At 45.7% G+C, this 17348-nt stretch carries 17 protein-coding genes and 1 tRNA gene; 11 read left to right on the forward strand and 7 right to left on the reverse strand.

From position 1 onward, the window contains the following. The first annotated feature begins 782 nt into the window (after positions 1 to 782). Together ggt and QUB39_RS10130 are read left to right on the forward strand one after the other, a co-directional pair. Positions 783 to 2510: a gamma-glutamyltransferase gene (ggt, locus tag QUB39_RS10125; RefSeq protein WP_333055038.1), complete on the forward strand. Its 1728-nt coding sequence runs from the start codon at positions 783 to 785 to the stop codon at positions 2508 to 2510. 527 nt (positions 2511 to 3037) lie between these two features. Next, entirely contained in the window at positions 3038 to 3919 is an 882-nt protein-coding gene (locus tag QUB39_RS10130) for a choice-of-anchor L family PEP-CTERM protein (protein WP_333055039.1), read from the forward strand. Between the two features lie 508 nt (positions 3920 to 4427). Here the strand turns inward: QUB39_RS10130 and QUB39_RS10135 are convergent. From QUB39_RS10135 to QUB39_RS10150, 4 genes are all read right to left on the reverse strand, one after another. After that, positions 4428 to 5540, reverse strand: a complete 1113-nt coding sequence (locus QUB39_RS10135) for a pentapeptide repeat-containing protein (RefSeq protein WP_333485058.1) — start codon at positions 5538 to 5540, stop codon at positions 4428 to 4430. 108 nt (positions 5541 to 5648) lie between these two features. Then, positions 5649 to 6497, reverse strand: a complete 849-nt coding sequence (locus tag QUB39_RS10140; RefSeq protein WP_333055042.1) for an alpha/beta hydrolase — start codon at positions 6495 to 6497, stop codon at positions 5649 to 5651. A gap of 195 nt (positions 6498 to 6692) precedes the next feature. Continuing rightward, complete coding sequence (locus tag QUB39_RS10145) at positions 6693 to 7418, reverse strand: DUF3120 domain-containing protein (protein WP_333055043.1); 726 nt, start codon at positions 7416 to 7418, stop codon at positions 6693 to 6695. Then, entirely contained in the window at positions 7411 to 7995 is a 585-nt protein-coding gene (locus tag QUB39_RS10150) for a hypothetical protein (RefSeq protein ID WP_333231875.1), read from the reverse strand. Before QUB39_RS10150 ends, QUB39_RS10145 begins: the two co-directional genes overlap by 8 nt. 302 nt (positions 7996 to 8297) lie before the next feature. On the opposite strand from QUB39_RS10150, the gene QUB39_RS10155 reads away from it, so the two are divergent. From QUB39_RS10155 to QUB39_RS10175, 5 genes are all read left to right on the forward strand, one after another. Beyond that, the gene (locus QUB39_RS10155; RefSeq protein WP_333231873.1) at positions 8298 to 8453 is read left to right on the forward strand and encodes a hypothetical protein; all 156 of its coding nucleotides are present in this window, start codon (positions 8298 to 8300) and stop codon (positions 8451 to 8453) included. A 20-nt stretch (positions 8454 to 8473) separates the two neighbouring features. Then, positions 8474 to 9718 (forward strand): ferrochelatase, encoded by a 1245-nt coding sequence (locus QUB39_RS10160; protein ID WP_333485059.1) that lies wholly within the window; start codon positions 8474 to 8476, stop codon positions 9716 to 9718. 292 nt (positions 9719 to 10010) lie between these two features. Then, the gene (locus QUB39_RS10165) at positions 10011 to 10253 is read left to right on the forward strand and encodes an AbrB/MazE/SpoVT family DNA-binding domain-containing protein (protein WP_333055047.1); all 243 of its coding nucleotides are present in this window, start codon (positions 10011 to 10013) and stop codon (positions 10251 to 10253) included. Continuing rightward, complete coding sequence (gene mazF, locus QUB39_RS10170) at positions 10250 to 10594, forward strand: endoribonuclease MazF (RefSeq protein WP_333055049.1); 345 nt, start codon at positions 10250 to 10252, stop codon at positions 10592 to 10594. The genes QUB39_RS10165 and mazF overlap by 4 nt, the downstream gene beginning before the upstream one ends. Positions 10595 to 10598: 4 nt before the next feature. Continuing rightward, on the forward strand, positions 10599 to 10982 hold the full coding sequence (locus QUB39_RS10175; protein ID WP_333312478.1) for a DUF433 domain-containing protein: 384 nt from the start codon (positions 10599 to 10601) through the stop codon (positions 10980 to 10982). A 120-nt stretch (positions 10983 to 11102) separates the two neighbouring features. Here the strand turns inward: QUB39_RS10175 and QUB39_RS10180 are convergent, their stop codons facing one another. The 3 genes from QUB39_RS10180 to QUB39_RS10190 form a co-directional block, all read right to left on the reverse strand. Further along, complete coding sequence (locus tag QUB39_RS10180) at positions 11103 to 11507, reverse strand: type II toxin-antitoxin system VapC family toxin (protein WP_333312476.1); 405 nt, start codon at positions 11505 to 11507, stop codon at positions 11103 to 11105. Next, entirely contained in the window at positions 11507 to 11731 is a 225-nt protein-coding gene (locus QUB39_RS10185; protein ID WP_172189408.1) for a DUF2281 domain-containing protein, read from the reverse strand. The genes QUB39_RS10180 and QUB39_RS10185 overlap by 1 nt, the downstream gene beginning before the upstream one ends. A gap of 237 nt (positions 11732 to 11968) precedes the next feature. Then, the gene (locus QUB39_RS10190) at positions 11969 to 13120 is read right to left on the reverse strand and encodes an aminotransferase class V-fold PLP-dependent enzyme (protein ID WP_333485060.1); all 1152 of its coding nucleotides are present in this window, start codon (positions 13118 to 13120) and stop codon (positions 11969 to 11971) included. 160 nt (positions 13121 to 13280) lie between these two features. On the opposite strand from QUB39_RS10190, the gene QUB39_RS10195 reads away from it, so the two are divergent. From QUB39_RS10195 to QUB39_RS10210, 4 genes are all read left to right on the forward strand, one after another. Next, entirely contained in the window at positions 13281 to 15131 is a 1851-nt protein-coding gene (locus tag QUB39_RS10195) for a TM0106 family RecB-like putative nuclease (RefSeq protein ID WP_333208829.1), read from the forward strand. A 258-nt stretch (positions 15132 to 15389) separates the two neighbouring features. Then, positions 15390 to 16472, forward strand: a complete 1083-nt coding sequence (locus tag QUB39_RS10200) for an esterase-like activity of phytase family protein (RefSeq protein ID WP_333240509.1) — start codon at positions 15390 to 15392, stop codon at positions 16470 to 16472. A gap of 56 nt (positions 16473 to 16528) precedes the next feature. Beyond that, positions 16529 to 16602 (forward strand) — tRNA-Asp (locus tag QUB39_RS10205). A gap of 78 nt (positions 16603 to 16680) precedes the next feature. Beyond that, positions 16681 to 17343: a Uma2 family endonuclease gene (locus tag QUB39_RS10210; protein ID WP_333208833.1), complete on the forward strand. Its 663-nt coding sequence runs from the start codon at positions 16681 to 16683 to the stop codon at positions 17341 to 17343. The last annotated feature ends 5 nt before the right edge of the window (positions 17344 to 17348 follow it).

Below are 17348 nucleotides of genomic sequence, written 5' to 3' on the forward strand. Positions count from 1 at the left end.
GGAGTAATTGCTGACGTTACCTGAAGGATTGAACTGGTTTATCTCGGCACTGAAAACCGAAAAGCAACTCACTGATATTTTCAAGTTGGTTAGCCATCAATCTTAAAGCGCAGGGGTTGAGTATTCGTACTACTCATCCGATCTTTCGGGAGCATCTTAATATTTGTAAAAACACTTCTTCTGGCTCCTTCCTTCTGACTTTTTCCTCCTGCCCCGCAGCAAGATGGCCTCAAAACTCTAATTTATAGCTAGTCTGCTTTCATTGAGATGCTCCCTTGTCACCCTCCGCGATCGCAGAGCGTTATTATAACTTGATGAGGGAAAAGATCCCAAATGGCTTCTATAAATTGTACTTGACCACGAATTTCTTCATGTGGTACCCGCCACGTGATTTATCCGTGGAATCAATCCAAAATCGAAAATCCTCAAGCCCCCGCATTTATCTGGCGCAAGTCAATTCTTTAATCTAAAATCTAAAATCTAAAATCTAAAATCGATTGACTTTAGGGGCAAGATATAAAGGAGCATCCTGTCAATAGCGGTTCTTGTGAACCCATTTGAGATATTTATGGCGATCGACAGACAACGGGCGATCGACTCGCACCCTCCAAGATGTCAAATGGGTTCTATACCAAATTAGATGAGCTTACCGGGCTTATTGTACCATATTCATTTGTTTAGATGGATGTGTTACTTTACTTGGAAATGGAAAAAGCCGTCGTAAAAGGACGGGGTTTTAAACCCAATCTTCTGATAAAAAACCCTCGCCTCACCCGTAAAAAATGTTGCAAAATTTATTGATTAAAGTACGAATTTATACTTGTTGCCTAACAGTCTTGGTGTTGGGTGGCTGCCAGCAACAGCTACAGCCAACCTTGCAGCAGCAGCGCAGCAAACAGGGGATGGCAGTTTCCGCTCACCCTCTGGCGAGCGCTGCGGGGCTGGCCCTGCTGCAACAGGGCGGTAATGCAGTGGATGCGGCGGCTGCTACTGCTTTGGCGATTTCGGTGGTGGAGCCTTTTTCGGCGGGTATCGGGGGCGGGGGTTTTTTGCTCCTGCGGCGGGCCGAAACGGGGACTGTGCAAGCGCTGGATTTCCGGGAACGAGCTCCGCAACGGGCAGCGCGGGATATGTACCTCGACAAGCAAGGGAAGGTGCGCCAAAGGGCAAGTCTGGACGGGCATTTGGCGGCGGGTATTCCGGGCACTGTTGCTGGACTTTATACGGTGCACCGCGAGTATGGTAAGTTGCCTTGGGCACAGGTGGTGGCGCCGGCGATCGCCCTGGCTGAAAAAGGCTTTCCGGTAAGTTCGCGGTTTACCACGGCTACCGGGCGACGACAGGAGGTGCTCAAAAAAAACCGGGCGGCGCGGGAGATTTTTACTCGTGGTGGCATTTTATACCAGCCGGGTGAGCTTTTGGTGCAGCGGGATTTGGCGCGGACTTTGCGGCAGATTGCACAAAATCCCCAGAGTTTTTATACCGGGGACATTGCGCGGGCGATCGCCGCCGACATGGCTAAAAATGGCGGCATTATCACTCTCGAAGATTTGAAAAACTATACGCCGATTTGGCGAAATCCGGTTTGTGGCAACTTTCGCAGTTACGAAATTTGCGCGATGTCGCCTCCTTCTTCCGGCGGCGTTCATTTGTTGCAAATCTTAAATATTCTGGGAGATACGGATCTCAAGAGGTTGGGAAGGCAAAGTCCAGATACTTTGCACTTGCTGGCGGAGAGTATGAGGATTGCTTATGCCGATCGGGCTGAGTATTTGGGCGACCCGGATTTTGTGAGTGTACCAGTCAAAGCTCTAACTAGCACCAATTATGCCAAATTGAGACGATCGCAAATCCAAATGTCAAAAGCCAGACCCTCCAGCGAGGTAAAAGCTGTTGACGCTGAAACTTTGAACCGTCTCCTGTGGGAGTCTCCCGAAACTACCCACCTCACGGTAGTTGACAAAGAGCGCAATGTGGTATCTTTGACGTTTACAGTGAATGGCGGTTTTGGGGCTGGAGTCGTGGCTGCAGGTACGGGAATTTTGCTCAACAACGAGATGGATGATTTTGCAGCGGCGCCAGGAGTGCCGAATTTGTTTGGTTTGGTGGGCGGGGAGGCAAATTCGATCGCCCCTGGGAAAACTCCTTTATCCAGCATGACGCCGGTCATCGTGACAGAAAATGGCAAATTTCGCCTCGCTGCGGGGGCTCCCGGAGGCAGCACGATTATTACTACGGTGTTGCAAATTGTGCTGAATGTGTTGGTTTACGACATGAATGTTGGTGAGGCTGTATCCGCACCGAGGATTCACCATCAGTGGCTGCCCGATCGCCTGATGGTGGAACGGGGAGGTTTTGAGGCTGCGACGCTTTCGGAGTTGCGGCGGCGGGGACACCAGATTGTCGAAGGTGATGGCTGGGGCAATGCCAATGCGATCGTCCTGACTGCGGATGGTTGGTTGGAAGGGGCTGCCGATCGGCGCGGCGAAGGAGAAGCAAGGGGATTTTAGTCAACAGTCAGTCGATTAGAGATTTTAGACTTCGACGCGCCGTCGAGTCGCACTCAGTCGAAGGATTTTAGATTTACTCCAGAGATCAATCTGGGATATTGAACTAGGGTCAAAAATTTTGATCTCTCTACGACAGGAATCGGGGGCTTGTATGGTTTTTTTGGGCGAGGTCATCTTTCATGAGTCATGAGTCCTTAGCTATTAGTCATCTTTCATGAGTCATGAGTCCTTAGCTATTAGTCATGAGTCATTTTGGAGAGTCCCAACGGTATCAAAACCAGGTTTTTTGGGTTGCCAGTGCGTAAGGGATAAAATTATTAGTCTGTGTACTTGTATTTTTGCCTCCGTATTTTTGCGCTGAGGTTTATAGGCTGACAAACTGCCAATAACTACAAAAAAAAATAACCACACAAAGCGTAAATCTACTTATATGTAAAGTTATTGTAAAGCTACTAGACATTAATAGTTATATAATGTAAAAATTAAGGTGTGCAGAGAATCAGGTTTGTATCTTTTAGGAAAAATTTATGATAATTACTCACAAAAATGCTGCCTTAACAGCTACATTAACTACTGCTCTGAGTTTGTTGGCAGCGCCAGCCATGGCATTTTCGGTAGGGGCAACGAATAACACTGAGACTTTGAAAAATAATTTATTGGGAGCTAATACAGTCGGCTTGAGTAATTTTTCTGTTTCAATTACGGGTAATTCTGCTGCTTTTGGTACTTTCACTAATGACCCCTTCGGTTTGACATCAGGTGTTGTTCTGAGCACTGGTAGAGTCACCGATATACCGGGTCAGAATCGGAAAGATAACTTCACGACAGAGGACAGCGATTTAAGCACGGATTTTGGTGCTAAGGGTGAACAAGGGGATACGACTCAGCTAAACCTCAGCTTTTTTGCTAATAGCACTGTTCAAAAGTTATTCTTTCAATATGTATTTGCTTCTGAGGAGTTTCCTGAGTTCGGCGGTTCTAATAAATATAATGACAATTTTGAACTGCTGCTGAACGGCACTAATTTGGCAAAATTGAGCGACGGAAAAACTGTTACGATTAATAATCTTGTTCCCGATCCATATAATCGCTCTAAAGATCACCCCGACTATATTGACAACCCAAGTTGGACAGGTATTGCTGCTAACATCGTTAAGCTCGACGGTTTTACTAAAGTTTTAGGTTTTGAGGGTTTGCTCAAGCAAAATCAGACGAATGTTCTCAGCATCCGCATTAAAGATGTGGGCGATGGCTATTTAGATTCTGCTGTATTTATTAAAGGCGGTTCTCTGGAGACGGTTCAACCTGAGCCGGTTCCCGAACCGATGACTGTGGGGGGTTTGATGGCGGGAGGCGCTATGCTGGCTGCTGGACGAAAGTTACGCAATCGCCGTGGTGGAAGTAATTAATAAGGGAAGGAAGTTCGGCAACGGATTATGTAACGGATGTAACGGATATAACGGATGTAAAGGATAGAAGGAAGAAGGAAAAAGGAAGAAGGAAGAAGGAAGAAGGAAGAAGGAAGAAGGAAAAAACAGAACAGGAACCATGTTGGCGGTTGCTGTAATATGAATCTCGATTAGCCGTGTTGGAGACAGAAAGGGGGTTTGATGAACGAACAAACCTCGTTGCAGTTGTTGAACCGGGTAAAAAAACTCGGTTTGTGCGATCGCGATCGCGTAATATCATGTCAAGTAATTTAAGCATTATGGGTACGCAGCGAGGAATGCAAGTCCTCATAGAATTCTGACGACGAACCGCCTCACTACGAACCAATTTTCTTGCGGTTGTTCTAGCGGACAGTATATAAGTTTTTATCCCAAATTCGCAAAGGGCGGATTTTTTTGTATTTGGAGTTGCAGCAAATATTGCGGGTAAAACCCGCGTCTACCACCACTGACTAAAAACTAAATATATTTAGCTATGAACAGTACCGTCGGGTAAGATTGTACCTGTTAATGTAGTCCGGGTAAGTTTGACCATAACTCGATCGCCGTAACCAATTTTCGCTCCTGTCAAGTCAGCACCGCTCAAGTCAGCACCGCTCAAATCGGCTCCGATTAAGTTGGTTTCTCTCAAGTTGGCATTGATCAAACAAGCTCCTAACAAATTAGCCCTGAACAAGTTAGCTTGGTGCAAATTCGCGCCTGTGAGATTGACGTTGTGTAGAAAAGCATCACTTAAGTCGGCTTCACTCAGGTTTGCATTGCTCAAGTTTCTCCCTGAAAAATCCTTTTCTTTTAAGGAAGCTCCTTTGAAGTTGGAACCGCTCAAATCGGGAGCTTGGGGCCCCGCTTGGCGGTAAGACTGAGATGGCGGGGGCTGCGATTGGTAGCGGGAGGCCTCTGAATAGGGCCCTGCAGGGTTTCCCCCATAGTTTCCCGCATAATTTCCAGGATATTTCCCTGAAGAGGGTTCAGAAGAGTAGCGGGGTTCTTTTGGGGTGGCTGGTGGTGGCTGAGTGTTTTGCTGCTGGGTGTTTGGATACTGAGTATTTCTGTACTGAGTGTTTTGGTACTGAGTATTGGGTTGCTGAGCGTTTTGGTACTGAGTGTTTTGTTGCTGAGTGTTTCTGTACTGAGCGTTTTGTTGCTGGGTAGTTTGTTGCTGAGTATTTCTGTACTGAGCGTTTTGTTGCTGGGTAGTTTGTTGCTGAGTGTTTCTGTACTGAGCGTTTTGTTGCTGGGTAGTTTGTTGCTGAGTATTTCTGTACTGAGCGTTTTGTTGCTGGGTAGTTTGTTGCTGGGTATGTTTGTGCTGGGTGTTTTGTTGCTGGGTGTGTTTGTGCTGAGTATGTTTGTGCTGAACGTTTTGATTCTGACCTCTTGGTTGAATCGATCGCAATTGTTCGCGAGCTTGATTAATTTCCTTAATCTTCTCTTCAGCTTTCTGTAGTAGTCTGGGATTGTCTTTGGGGATGCGATCGGGGTGCCAAATGAACGCTAAATCCTTGTAGGCTTGGCTAATTTCTTCTCTGGAAGCTCCCGGCAACAGTCCCAGCACTTTATAGTATTGGTCGAGGTCGTTCATTGTACCACCTTTCGCTTTAAGAAATTAGAAATTAAAAATTAAGATCGGAGCAAAAGCCGTTCTCAAAGCTTGCGTGTCCGATCGTACATTAGATGAACAATAACTCAGCTAAGCCGCTGCTGGCAAAAAGTCTCGAATTCGCTGCAAGTATGTTGCGGCATCCTCCAGCATCGGAAAGTGAGCCGTATTCGGAATTATAACAAATTCTACTTTTTTGCTGAGGGAGGCTGCTTGCTCTCCCATGGCGGCGGGAATAATTTGGTCAAATTCTCCTGCCACAAGCAGTGTGGGAACACTCAGCCGCGCAAATTCTTGGGGCATTTCCTCGGCTGCTCTTTTACTGACTGCCGTCACCATTGTACCAATAGCAGCTTGCTCGTCTGCCATTAAAAAATCCTTGAGAAACGCCAGACTGACCTCTGTGGGCAGGGAACGGCGCAAAAACCGGGCCATAAATAGCCGATCGGCAAAAGGGATCGATGCCAGCCAAGATGGTCTAAATTTTACCACATAGCCACCGAATTTGTGAAAAGTTGTAAAGGCTTTTTCGTCGTATTCAAAAATCCCGCTGCAAGTGAGAATTGCTTTTTCTACTTTTTCAGGGTAAAGGTTGAGAAATAAAGTAGCAATTGATGCACCTGTGGAGTGAGCATTGAGAAAGACGCGGCTTAAATTCAGAGATTCTAATAATTCCGCTAAGTCGTGGGCATAGGTTTCGAGTTCGTAGCTGGACTCAGGAGGCTCTTTCGGCAAGGGCGATCGACCAAAACCTCTCATATCGTAGAGCAAACAATCAAAATCATCAGCAATAGCCCGTGCCGTGCTTTCCCAGTAGCGCGCTGAACCCGCCCAGCCGTGCAGAAATACCATCACTGGTTTCCCGCTGGGTTGGGCCGTGTTATCTGCCGTTATCCACTCGTAATAATGTTCTACACCGCGAATTGAAATGAAAGACATGATATTGATTTTGGATTCTGAGATTTTAGATTTTAGATTTTAACTCATAATTGTTCCGTAAATACCAAAATTCCCGACTTCTTTAAAAAGTCAGGAATCTCAAGACTACATCCCTCAAAAAATTCTGCGTTAATCTGCGTCAATTTGCCCACATCTGCAGTCAAAAAATACCAACATAAAAACTAATCATAAATCTTAAGCAGCAGAAGCAGCCAACCAAAATAAACCATCTACCAAAAGCGTGCTTAACACCGCGCCGCTGAAAGCGCGCCAGTGCAGTTCTCGATCGCGCAAACTCAGCAAACCGACTGTTAGCAACACAGCGATTAGAACTAAAGCACAGCCTATGCCCCAAGGAGTTTCAATTTGACCGATCGCACTTTGAAAAATCGGCATAGCTAATTCCGGTTCCGCGTGCATCACTTGGCGCCAGTAGGGCATCAACCCAGTTAAATAAAAATATAAATCGGTAATAGCAGTGCCAAATAGGGAACCCAAGTAAAAATAGCTGCCAACTTTTCCCCAAGATTTGCCCAAGCACCAAATAGCAAAAGGCAAGCCAATTGCTTCTATAGGTAGATGTAAAATTGGTTCCCATCTAAACCACCCCCAATAGATAGAACCTGCCAGCCAACATCCGGCGAATCCTAATAATAAATCTCCCCAAAGTTGTGTTTTGGGGCGGAAAATTAGAATTAAACTCAGAACGAACCAGGGGATAGTTGACAGCAAACTGATGGTTGGATATAAACGCACTAACGGTGCTTGCACGAAGACGGGAATTGAGACTAAAAATGCTGAGGCGCTAAATATCAACCACTGTTTGATGGTGTTTGTTGTGGCTGAAGAGACAGAATTGTCGAGGCGGGCGATGGTGGCAATAGGTGCGATCGCTGAGGATACTAAATTTAGATTAAACAACTGATTGGACTCCGTATTGTTTCAATAGGTGGACTAAAAATTTTGCTGCGGTTGTGGGTGCGAGAGTCTCAATGCCGGCGGCGGTTTGGCTGAGGTGCCAGCCTTTTGCCGTTTGGGGAGCTCGCCATAAATCCAAATGTTCGATCGCGGGATCTGCATAAAAGCTTTCTCCACCGCCACCGAGAATTGCCGAACTCCAGTGCGTAAAGCGATCGTGGCTGATGCGGTGGATGGGAAAATTTCCCACCAGAGGTACTCCCCAACCGTCTAAGGCAAAAAAAGCCCCGACTTTGCCACCGAGTTGCTGCCACAGAAGAGCCGCCCCGATCGCCCCGGCTACTCCTGCCGAAAAGCTGACAAATACTAGACTTTCTCCTGCTAACTTTTCGCTGCACAAAAATTGCAATATGTCAAGAGCTGAGAAAGGCGGATATTTATGAGCGGGAAAAATCTTGACACGATCGACTATTTGCTGGTTTGGGCGATCGGCTGCCAGTCCCCAAAGCCCCGAAAGTCCCGTCAGGAAACAGTCGGTTAGCTTTGGTTCGTGAACTCCGGGGCAAATTACCAGTCTCATAGTTCGTCAAGAAAGTTAATATAGTTCGCAACATAACTTTATCATATACCTACTATATCATATACTACCCCAGGGGATAGGGTGTTAAACTTATAATAGAGTCAAGTTTGAAGAGTATCCCCCCAAGTTAAAAGCTGGGAACGCTCCAAACCCCATTAATCTGAGGCAAGGTCAGGGAGTCTTAAGAAAACATGAAACTTATCCCCCCCCGCCCCATCTCCTGTCAAGCTTAGCAAAGGCTGATTCTAGTTCTAGCCACCCTACGAATTTCGGGTCAGGGTCAAAAAACCGACTTAGGACTGATGCCCATCAATCCGGTTTCTAGGATAAATAAGAGGTTTGACCGGGAAGTAGGGGCGCAGAAACCGGGAATCAGCCCAGCACGCAACCGTCGTGCGATCGCACACAATGAAAAATCTCCGATTCACCCTTCATCCTGTTTGGATCTCTTAGAATAAATAAAATTGAGGAATACAAAGTGGTTGCTTCTCCAGAAAAAATCGAGTACAAAACATCTGCAGCACCCGCAAGTAACGATCGCGTTGCTGTATTGCTGATGGGTTATGGCGAAGTCGAAAGCTACGACGATTTTGCCAACTACAACGAACAAGCTTTAAATTTGCTTACGGCAAAGTTTGCGCCAGTACCGCTGTGGATTTATCCGCCGCTGGCGAAGATTTTAGCAATCTTTGACTTGCACGAGTGGAGTCACCAACACGGTAAATTCGTTTCGCCGCACAATGCAATTTTTGAACAGCAGCGCGCCGGGATTGAAAAGAATTTACAGGAGAAATGGGGCGATAAAGTAAAAGTGTTCAAAGCTTTTAACTTTTGCGCGCCGTTTTTGCCGGAACAAGTAATTCCGCAAATTCAAGCAGAAGGATTTGACAAAATTCTGATTTACCCGCTGTTGGTAGTTGATTCTGTTTTCACCAGCGGCATTGCTGTCGAACAGGTGAATAAAGCTTTAGCACAAACCTTTGATGGTAAGGAACATTGGGTAAAAGGACAGCGCTACATTCCTTCTTTTTACGATGAACCTGCTTACATCCAGCTAATGGCGGATTTGGTAGAAGAGGAAATTAAGAACGATTTAGCTGTAGCGCATTTGCCTTCTCAGATTGGGATTGTGCTGATGAATCACGGTTGTCCGCACAAGGCGAAGGGCTTTACTTCGGGAATTGTGGAAAGTCAAGCTTTGTACGATCGCGTGCGGGAACGTTTGATGTATCGCTATCCTTTGATTTCGGTGGGTTGGCTGAATCACGACACGCCGCTGATTGAGTGGACGCAGCCGGATGCGACGTTGGCTGCGAAGAATTTGATCGATTTGGGTGCAACTGCGATCGTCTTTATGCCGATCGGATTTGCGACAGAAAATCACGAAACATTGTTAGATGTAGACCACATTATTGAGTCTTTGCAGAAACAGCGTCAAGGAGTTACTTACCGCAAATTGCCTTGCGTTAACGACCATCCAGAGTTTCTGAAAATGGCGGCCGAGTGGGCAAATCCGCAGATTGAAGCGTTGTTGAGTGAGACTGCGGTTGCTGTTAATCCGAGTTTGGCTTCCGCACACCGCGAGCACGCGCATTCTCATGAAGGACACGGGCATTCTCATGGGGATCACGGGCATTCTCACGGGCACGGTCATTCTCACGGGCACGGGCATTCTCATGGTGAACACGGTCATTCTCATGGCGGGCACGGGCACAGTCATTAATAGGACTTAGGCCTGAGAGCTCAGAAACCGGGTTTTTTGCGAAGATACTGCATGGAAATGGCAGATTTAGTGAAAAACCCGGTTTCTTTTGTTGGGGTGCGTAGGTCGAAATTTGGGCGAAAAGGGCGATCGTCCTTTGTTGTTTTTAGGGAAAGGGCGATCGGCTTTTTTGTCAAATTTTCTGTGCTTGTCAAACATCCGCTTAGTCGCTACACTGTAGATACTCTGTATATACTTTCTCTGAGAAAGGGTAAATTCCTCAGAGTGATATCACTAACTAGAGGTTCAGGCTATGGTTGCGACGATCGCAAAATGGGGAAACAGTCTTGCTATTCGGATTCCACAAAATTTAGCTAAAGAGATTAACTTGACTGAGGGTTCCGAAGTGAAGCTTGTCTTGATAGATGGCAAGCTGACAATCGAGCCTATCGTTCGTCGGCGGTATTCGCTTGAGGAGTTGATCGAGGCAATGACGCCAGAGAATGTTCATACTGAGATTGATACTGGAATTGCTGTGGGGAACGAAGTTTGGTGACACAATCAAATCCCTACATTCCGAGTCGAGGCGATATCGTTTATTTAGACTTTGACCCAACTAAGGGACACGAGCAAAAAGGACTTAGACCTGCTTTTGTGCTGTCGCCTCGCTCCTACAACGAGAAAAGCTCCTTAGCTCTATTTATGCCGATTACAAAACAACAAAAAGGGTATCCTTTTGAAGTTATCCTACCCACTGGATTAAAAGTTCAGGGAGTAATTCTTGCCGATCAAATTAAGTGTTTAGACTGGAAAGCTCGCGGTATTCGATTGGTTGAGTCGGTATCTCAAGATGTAATTGAAGAGGTACAAGCTAAAATAGAGCCGTTGTTATTGTAAAAGCATGAAGTTCACGGGGCTGGATAAATCAGACGATCGCGCTTTTCCTGAAATTACCTATGTGCGGGGCGCTAGCGGCGAACTCGTCCCCGTTTTGCGCGGCACTCGCTTGCGGTTGCAAACAGTAGTAGTTGCATCTCAGAAATGGGGTTTTTCGCCAAACCAAATTGCCACTGAGTATGATTTAAGTGAAGCTCAAGTGAACCATGTTCTCGCTTTTTATGCAGCCCACTCTCAGGAAATAGATGCCTCTATTGACGCTGAGAAAATTATCGAACCGGTAACTCGTTGGCGGTATTCCATTGAGGAGTTGGTTGAGACGATCGCGCCTGAGAATCTTCATAATGAGATTGACAGTGGAGTTGCTGTGGGGAACGAAGTGTGGTGACACAATATTGCTATTTGTATGGTGCGTCGCTGTGAGATTTTCCTGCTAGTTGAAATAGCTACGGGAAGCGACGCACCCGAAGGTATTACTGTAGGGAACGAAGAGAGTTTCCTGTCATACTCACCAAATTGTTTGAATAGTAGTTAACCCTTGAATTTTTGCGTCGCGAGTAACTAACGGAAGACTCAAAGATAAAGCAGTAGCCGCAATAATCCTGTCTGGCATATCAGGAACTGTTGCCCTGTCAATTTGTTGAATAGTTGCCGAGATATTGCGATCCAAAGGTGCTAGCAAAATCCCCACATTTGGATCGTCCGCAGCATTTAAAACTCGTGTCAGCACTTCGCCTGCCAAACGCCCTCGCTCAATCAAGTAAGCAATTTCTACAATTGAAATTGCGGAAAAGTAGATAAAATTTCCCTCGTTAACCGCTTGTTCTAATGCTATTAATGCTGCTGGCGACAATCTTGGTAGTTCAAAAATGTACCAAATTAGGGTATGGGTATCTGCTACGACTGAGGGCATCAAACAATCTCCCTGGGAAAATTTCCCCACATTTCTTGTCGGGCTTGGGCGATGTCTTCTTCCGTAATATCTACTTTTAAGTCAGCACACAACCCTTTGGCACTCTTTAGGGGTCGTTTAGCCATAGTTTTTTGTTGAAGAAACTCAGCAAAATCTAAAACTTCTTGCTGTCGTTCAGGGGGCAATGCCCGCAACTTATCTAAAACTGCTTGCTCTAAATTCATCGTTTATTGCCCTCCGTAATTACTCTAAAATTATCTTCACGCTTTTACTTACCAAATTCAAAAAATGTGCTGGCAACCTACTTACCATATTATAAGGTAAATCCCACAAAAAACTAACGCCTCTTGCATCCTATTTTGAAATAATATTTTTCGGAGTGGAGTGCGATCGCCCCTAATTTTGTAGGTGCGTCGCTATGAGATTTTCCAGCTATTTGAAATAGCTCAAGGCGACGCACCCTACGTTATGGCGATCGCCCCAACCAACTTATCAATCTCCGCCTCAGTTGTAAAATAGTGAACACAAGCCCGCACACAATCAGGATTAAGAATAGTCCTTACCATAATTCCCTGTTTTTCCAACAAATTGACAAGCTTGTTGTGCGGCATCCCATTACTTAACCGGAACGAAACTAAACCAGCTTCCGGCGCAGATTTTCGCAAACATTCCACATCAGGAAGTACCGACAAACGCTGCCAGAGATACTTACTCAAACGGCAAATTTCTGCATACCTTTCCTCGATCGTACCCCATTCATGTTGCAGGGCGATCGCACTCCGCAAACCCGCATACAAAGGATAAGCCGAAGTCGCAATTTCATAGCGCTGCGATCCAGGCTTCCACCCAAGGACCTTAGCATTAGCATCCGTCACAATTCCCCGCCAACCTATAAACACCGGATGCAAATCTGCCAAAGCTTCAGCACTCACATAAAGCCCCCCCAAACCTTCCGGGCCACACCACCATTTGTGACCAGTAAAAGCATAAAAGTCAACCCCCGATTCAATCAAATTTAAAGGCAAAACCCCCACAGATTGAGCAGCATCAACTAATACTTTGACTTTTGTTTGATGACACACTTTCACAATCTCAGCCAGAGGCAAAACTTGGCCAGTATTCCACAAAATGTGACTGATAACCAACAAGCGAGTATTTGGCCGCAAACTATCAGCAATCACCGCCACCGCATCGCCCTCATTCAAAGTAGCCGCCAACGGACAAATCGAAACCTCAATGTTGAAACGGCGCTGAAGTTCCATTACACTAGCTACAATGCCGGGGTGTTCGCAATCAGAAAGCAGCAAATGGTCGCCTGCTTTCCAGTCAATGCCCCACAGCGCAATATTGCAGCCGACGGTGACATCTTCAGTTAGGGCGATGGTTTCAGGAGGTACCGTCAACTCAGATGCGATCGCACGTCGCGTCAGCATCGCCTCCTGAACCACCCAAGCCCCCACCTCCCCCGAAAACGGCCCCCCAAGCTGCACCCGTTTGTAAGCCTCATAAATCGCGTCTAAAGCAGGCTCAGGCAGCGGCCCTTGTCCGCCGTAGTTAAAATAAGCTTTATTGGCCAAAGCTGGGAATTGTTGCCGGTGATTGTCCTTTGTCATTTTTTCTGGCGAATTATTGATAGCGTTAATATTGAATAACTGATGGTGTGAACTTTCTATCCTTTGACTTTTGCCTCAAGCTAAATAATCAATCCGTGTATCCGTCTCAAAATCCGTGTCGTGCTTTCCTTCTAATTATTCTATGCCTTGCGAATACTAAATGTTAATAACTGACAAACTGCTACTTTCCTATCAGCGATGCCATCTCCGAGCATTTTTAGACACCTGCGGAGACTGGAAACAACTAGATCCCCCCAGCGACTTTCTGCTGAAACTGATGCGCGACAGCGCCGCATACCAGCAGCAAGCTTTGGAACAGGAGACTTACCAACAACCATATTATCCGAGAGGGGATTGGGAAGCCGGCGCGGCCGCTACATTGAGTTTAATGCAGCAAGGGGTCGATCGCATTTACCGAGGAGTTCTGATCCAGGGCGAATTCGGCCAAACCAACGCCGCAACAACTTCTCTGGTAGGAATTGACAGTCAATATTTCCCCGAATTTGGCGAAATCCCCGAAACTCTCGTTGATATTTCATCCTCCAATCTGCACTCTTCAAACATTACTCTGATCAGCCGCCCCCATTTATTAATCAAACAGCCGGGACAATCAAAATTTGGCGATTGGAGTTATATTACTGCGGATATTTGGCTTAGCAAGCGACCAAAACAAGAGTATCAAATTATCGCAGCTTTTCACGCCCAAGTTTTAGCTTCCGTACAGGAAACAATGCCAGAGACTGCGTCGCTGATGCTGCGAAAAAAAGGGCTATACTCCGTGAATCTCGACCAGCGAACTCCTCAGATGTTCGAGATTTTAGATGATTGCATTCGGATGATAGAAAATCGGGATAAACCAGAGGTGTTCATTTCCCGGCAAAAGTGCAATCTTTGCGGTTGGTATACTATCTGTCACGCCGAAGCCGAATCTATTAAACATCTTTCGTTATTGCCGGGAGTTACTGCCAGCCGCTATGCTAGACTAAAAACTCTCGGAATTACTGATGTACAAGCTCTCGCTAATGCTAGTTCCAAACTGCTGGCTGAGTATCCCGAATTCCCGGACAGAGTGGCTTTTGATGTCGTGCAGCAAGCTCGATCGCACTTGCTAAATCAACCGCTGTTGCGAGAAGAAGGAAGTTCGGCAACGGATTCTGTAACGGATGTAACGGATGTCAGTCCGATGGAAGTCGGAAGAGGGAAGAAGGAAGAAGGAAGGCACGACACGGATTTTGACACGGATACACGGATTAATGATCGAGAAGAAGGTAGAAGTGAGAATTCAGAAGAACTTAACTCATCTGAAATAGTACCAGATATTGTAGACAATATCTTGAATTACACCGCAGTTGAGGAATTAAAAATTAGAGAAAATAAACCTGCGACATCTTCTATACCTGCGCCAATTCTCCGCAAAAAACCAATTCCGTATTCCCAATCTGTGTTTTTGCCGATCGCCCCAATCGAACTCTACTTTGATATTGAAGCCGAACCAGAGTTAAACTTGGATTACCTCCACGGAGTCTTAGTTGTTGACAGGTACAACAATACGGAAAAATTCCACGGTTTTTTAGCTGAATCAGCAGCAGAGGAAGGTGCAATCTGGGAGCAATTTTTAGAATTAATGTGGGCTTATCCTATTGCTCCGATTTTCCATTTTTGCGACTACGAAGTCAAGACTTTTAAGCGACTGGCTAAACTTTACAATACTCCAGCTTATTTGTGGAAACCCGTGCTGAAACGGTTTGTAGATATTCACAAACAAGTGACGCAAAAAGCGATTATGCCGGTGGAAAGTTACGCACTCAAACCAATTGCCCGTTGGCTGGGTTTTGACTGGCGAGATGCTAAGGCGAATGGTGCTCAGTGCGTCTGCTGGTATGACGATTGGCTCAAAACCGGCGATCGATCGCTCTTGGAGGCGATCGTCCGCTACAATGAGGACGACTGTCGTGCTACTTATGTCGTTAAAGATTGGTTGACCAATTTTTTGCTGAATCAGAAACAGTGAATTTATGATTTAACGAACCGCGAAGGCGCAAAGGGCGCGAAGGAAGAAAGAGAAGAAGAAGGTAGTTAAGCTAAAAAATATTTGCTTGGTCTTTTGAAAAATATTACACTTCTTGTATTCGGCCTCCTGTGAAATTATTGTGGGGTGGGCATCTTGCCCGCCCCAATATGCAGGCTCAAAGTGAAATAGTTTAATAGCCTACTTATTCATCAAATGCGAAATCTAATAAAAGCAACTATATTTATTGTCTGTTTTTTGATGGCAGCAAGTGTTGCTATTTGGGTAAATCAATCAGCTCAATCTTTCGCTGTTACGAAAATAAATTTTATCGGCAGAGCAATATTTCCTACAGGTTCTCAGTTTCAGGGGACGGAAATTGGCGGACTTTCGGGCATTACTTATGATGGCGATAAACAAGTTTATTATGCCATTTCTGATGACCGCAGCAGCAAGGCTCCGGCGCGCTTCTATACTCTCAAAATTAACTTGCAATCTGGGAAACTGGAAAAAGAGCAAATAACTTTTACTGGTGTCACTACTTTATTAGATGAAAACGGCAAAGGTTTTCCTGAATTAAGTTTAGATCCCGAAGGGATAGCTTTTACTGGCAATAGCGTGTTTGTTTCTTCTGAGGGAGATGTCGATCGCCAAATAAATCCTTTTATCAAAGAGTTCTCTCTAGATGGTAAACTCCTGAAAACGCTGGCAATTCCAGAACTATTTTTGCCCGACGACAAAGGCAGTAAAGGCATCCGCAACAATCTATCATTTGAAAGTTTAACTTTAACGCCCGATCGCAAACACCTATTCACCGCTACCGAAAACGCCTTGGTACAAGATGGCGCCGCAGCTTCCCTGGAAACCGGGACTCCGTGCCGGATTTTGCGCTACGATGCGGTGAGCGGCAATCCAGAAGCATCGTTTCTCTACATCACCGAACCGCTACCCGCTGGTGCGAATCCTGTGGGAAAATTAACTACTAACGGTTTAGTAGATTTGTTGGCGATCGACGATAACCGCTTGCTGAGTTTAGAGCGTGCTTTCTCCCTGGAAACCGGCACAACTATCAGAATTTTTGAGATTTCTCTGGAAAAGGGCGATCGTATTGAAGCACTCGAAAGCCTCAAAAGCCGTCTGGGCGAGGTTTCTCCCGCTCAAAAACGCCTGCTGCTGGATTTGGAAACCCTAAAAATTCCCCTAGACAACATTGAGGGGTTGACATTTGGCCCCGCCCTGGCGGATGCTAGCAGAGGTCTGATTTTGCTGAGCGACAACAACTTCAGTCCGCTGCAAGAGACTCAGATTTTGGGCTTCCAAATAAAAGTTCAAAAAACCTCTTGACAAAAGGTGAAGTGATAGGCATAATAGAAATTGTGCCTGAAAAAACGGCAAAACGAGGGACAGTAGTTCAATTGGTTAGAGCACCGCCCTGTCACGGCGGAAGTTGCGGGTTCGAGCCCCGTCTGTCCCGTTCTCTCGTAAATCGAAAGTTTAAAATACAAAGTTTAAGCTTTTGGTATTTTATTAATTGAGTAAGGAGGAGCGAAATATGACTGTTACGCTCATTAACTTCTCACCGGAAAAAACTACACAACGGGTAGTATTATCTAATATCAGTTGGCAGACTTACGAAAGCTTATTAGCAGAAGCAGGAGACAAGAGAGCCTCGCGATTTTCATACTCTCAAGGAGTCTTAGAAATTCTCATGCCATCCGACTTGCATGAAACTATTAACTGTTTGCTCAAACGGATTGTTACAGCTTTGACTGAGGAGTTGGACTTGAAGATTAAGGGATTTGGTTCGACGACTCTCAACCGTGAAGATTTAGAACAAGGTGCAGAACCAGATTCATGTTTTTATATCCAAAATGTCGATCGCATTCTAGGGAGAAGGCTTGACATCTCAACTTCTCCTCCCCCAGACTTGGTAATTGAAGTTGATATTACCAGTCCTTCTTCTAATAGATTTGTCGTTTACACACAGCTAGAAATCCCTGAAGTTTGGCGGTATCGGGGACAAACTGTACAAATTTATCAATGGCAAAATCGGGAATATATTACTTGCGATCGCAGTCCGACATTTCCCATCCTTTCTGTAGCAATGCTCAATCAATTCTTGCAGATGGCAGAAACTCAAGATGACAATGCCATAATTCGGTCTTTGCGTCAATGGGCGAACGAGCAGTTGCGATCGCCCGAAAGCGAGCAATAATACTA

The organism is Microcoleus sp. AT8-B5, assembly GCF_036705565.1.
GTDB lineage: Bacteria > Cyanobacteriota > Cyanobacteriia > Cyanobacteriales > Microcoleaceae > Microcoleus.

Coding starts and splice junctions, on each gene's coding strand:
- ggt (WP_333055038.1), top strand. CDS start 783: ATGTTGCAAAATTTATTGATTAAAGTACGAATTTATACTTGTTGCCTA.
- QUB39_RS10130 (WP_333055039.1), top strand. CDS start 3,038: ATGATAATTACTCACAAAAATGCTGCCTTAACAGCTACATTAACTACT.
- QUB39_RS10135 (WP_333485058.1), bottom strand. CDS start 5,540: ATGAACGACCTCGACCAATACTATAAAGTGCTGGGACTGTTGCCGGGA.
- QUB39_RS10140 (WP_333055042.1), bottom strand. CDS start 6,497: ATGTCTTTCATTTCAATTCGCGGTGTAGAACATTATTACGAGTGGATA.
- QUB39_RS10150 (WP_333231875.1), bottom strand. CDS start 7,995: ATGAGACTGGTAATTTGCCCCGGAGTTCACGAACCAAAGCTAACCGAC.
- QUB39_RS10155 (WP_333231873.1), top strand. CDS start 8,298: ATGCCCATCAATCCGGTTTCTAGGATAAATAAGAGGTTTGACCGGGAA.
- QUB39_RS10165 (WP_333055047.1), top strand. CDS start 10,011: ATGGTTGCGACGATCGCAAAATGGGGAAACAGTCTTGCTATTCGGATT.
- QUB39_RS10175 (WP_333312478.1), top strand. CDS start 10,599: ATGAAGTTCACGGGGCTGGATAAATCAGACGATCGCGCTTTTCCTGAA.
- QUB39_RS10180 (WP_333312476.1), bottom strand. CDS start 11,507: ATGCCCTCAGTCGTAGCAGATACCCATACCCTAATTTGGTACATTTTT.
- QUB39_RS10185 (WP_172189408.1), bottom strand. CDS start 11,731: ATGAATTTAGAGCAAGCAGTTTTAGATAAGTTGCGGGCATTGCCCCCT.
- QUB39_RS10190 (WP_333485060.1), bottom strand. CDS start 13,120: ATGACAAAGGACAATCACCGGCAACAATTCCCAGCTTTGGCCAATAAA.
- QUB39_RS10195 (WP_333208829.1), top strand. CDS start 13,281: ATGTTAATAACTGACAAACTGCTACTTTCCTATCAGCGATGCCATCTC.
- QUB39_RS10200 (WP_333240509.1), top strand. CDS start 15,390: ATGGCAGCAAGTGTTGCTATTTGGGTAAATCAATCAGCTCAATCTTTC.
- QUB39_RS10210 (WP_333208833.1), top strand. CDS start 16,681: ATGACTGTTACGCTCATTAACTTCTCACCGGAAAAAACTACACAACGG.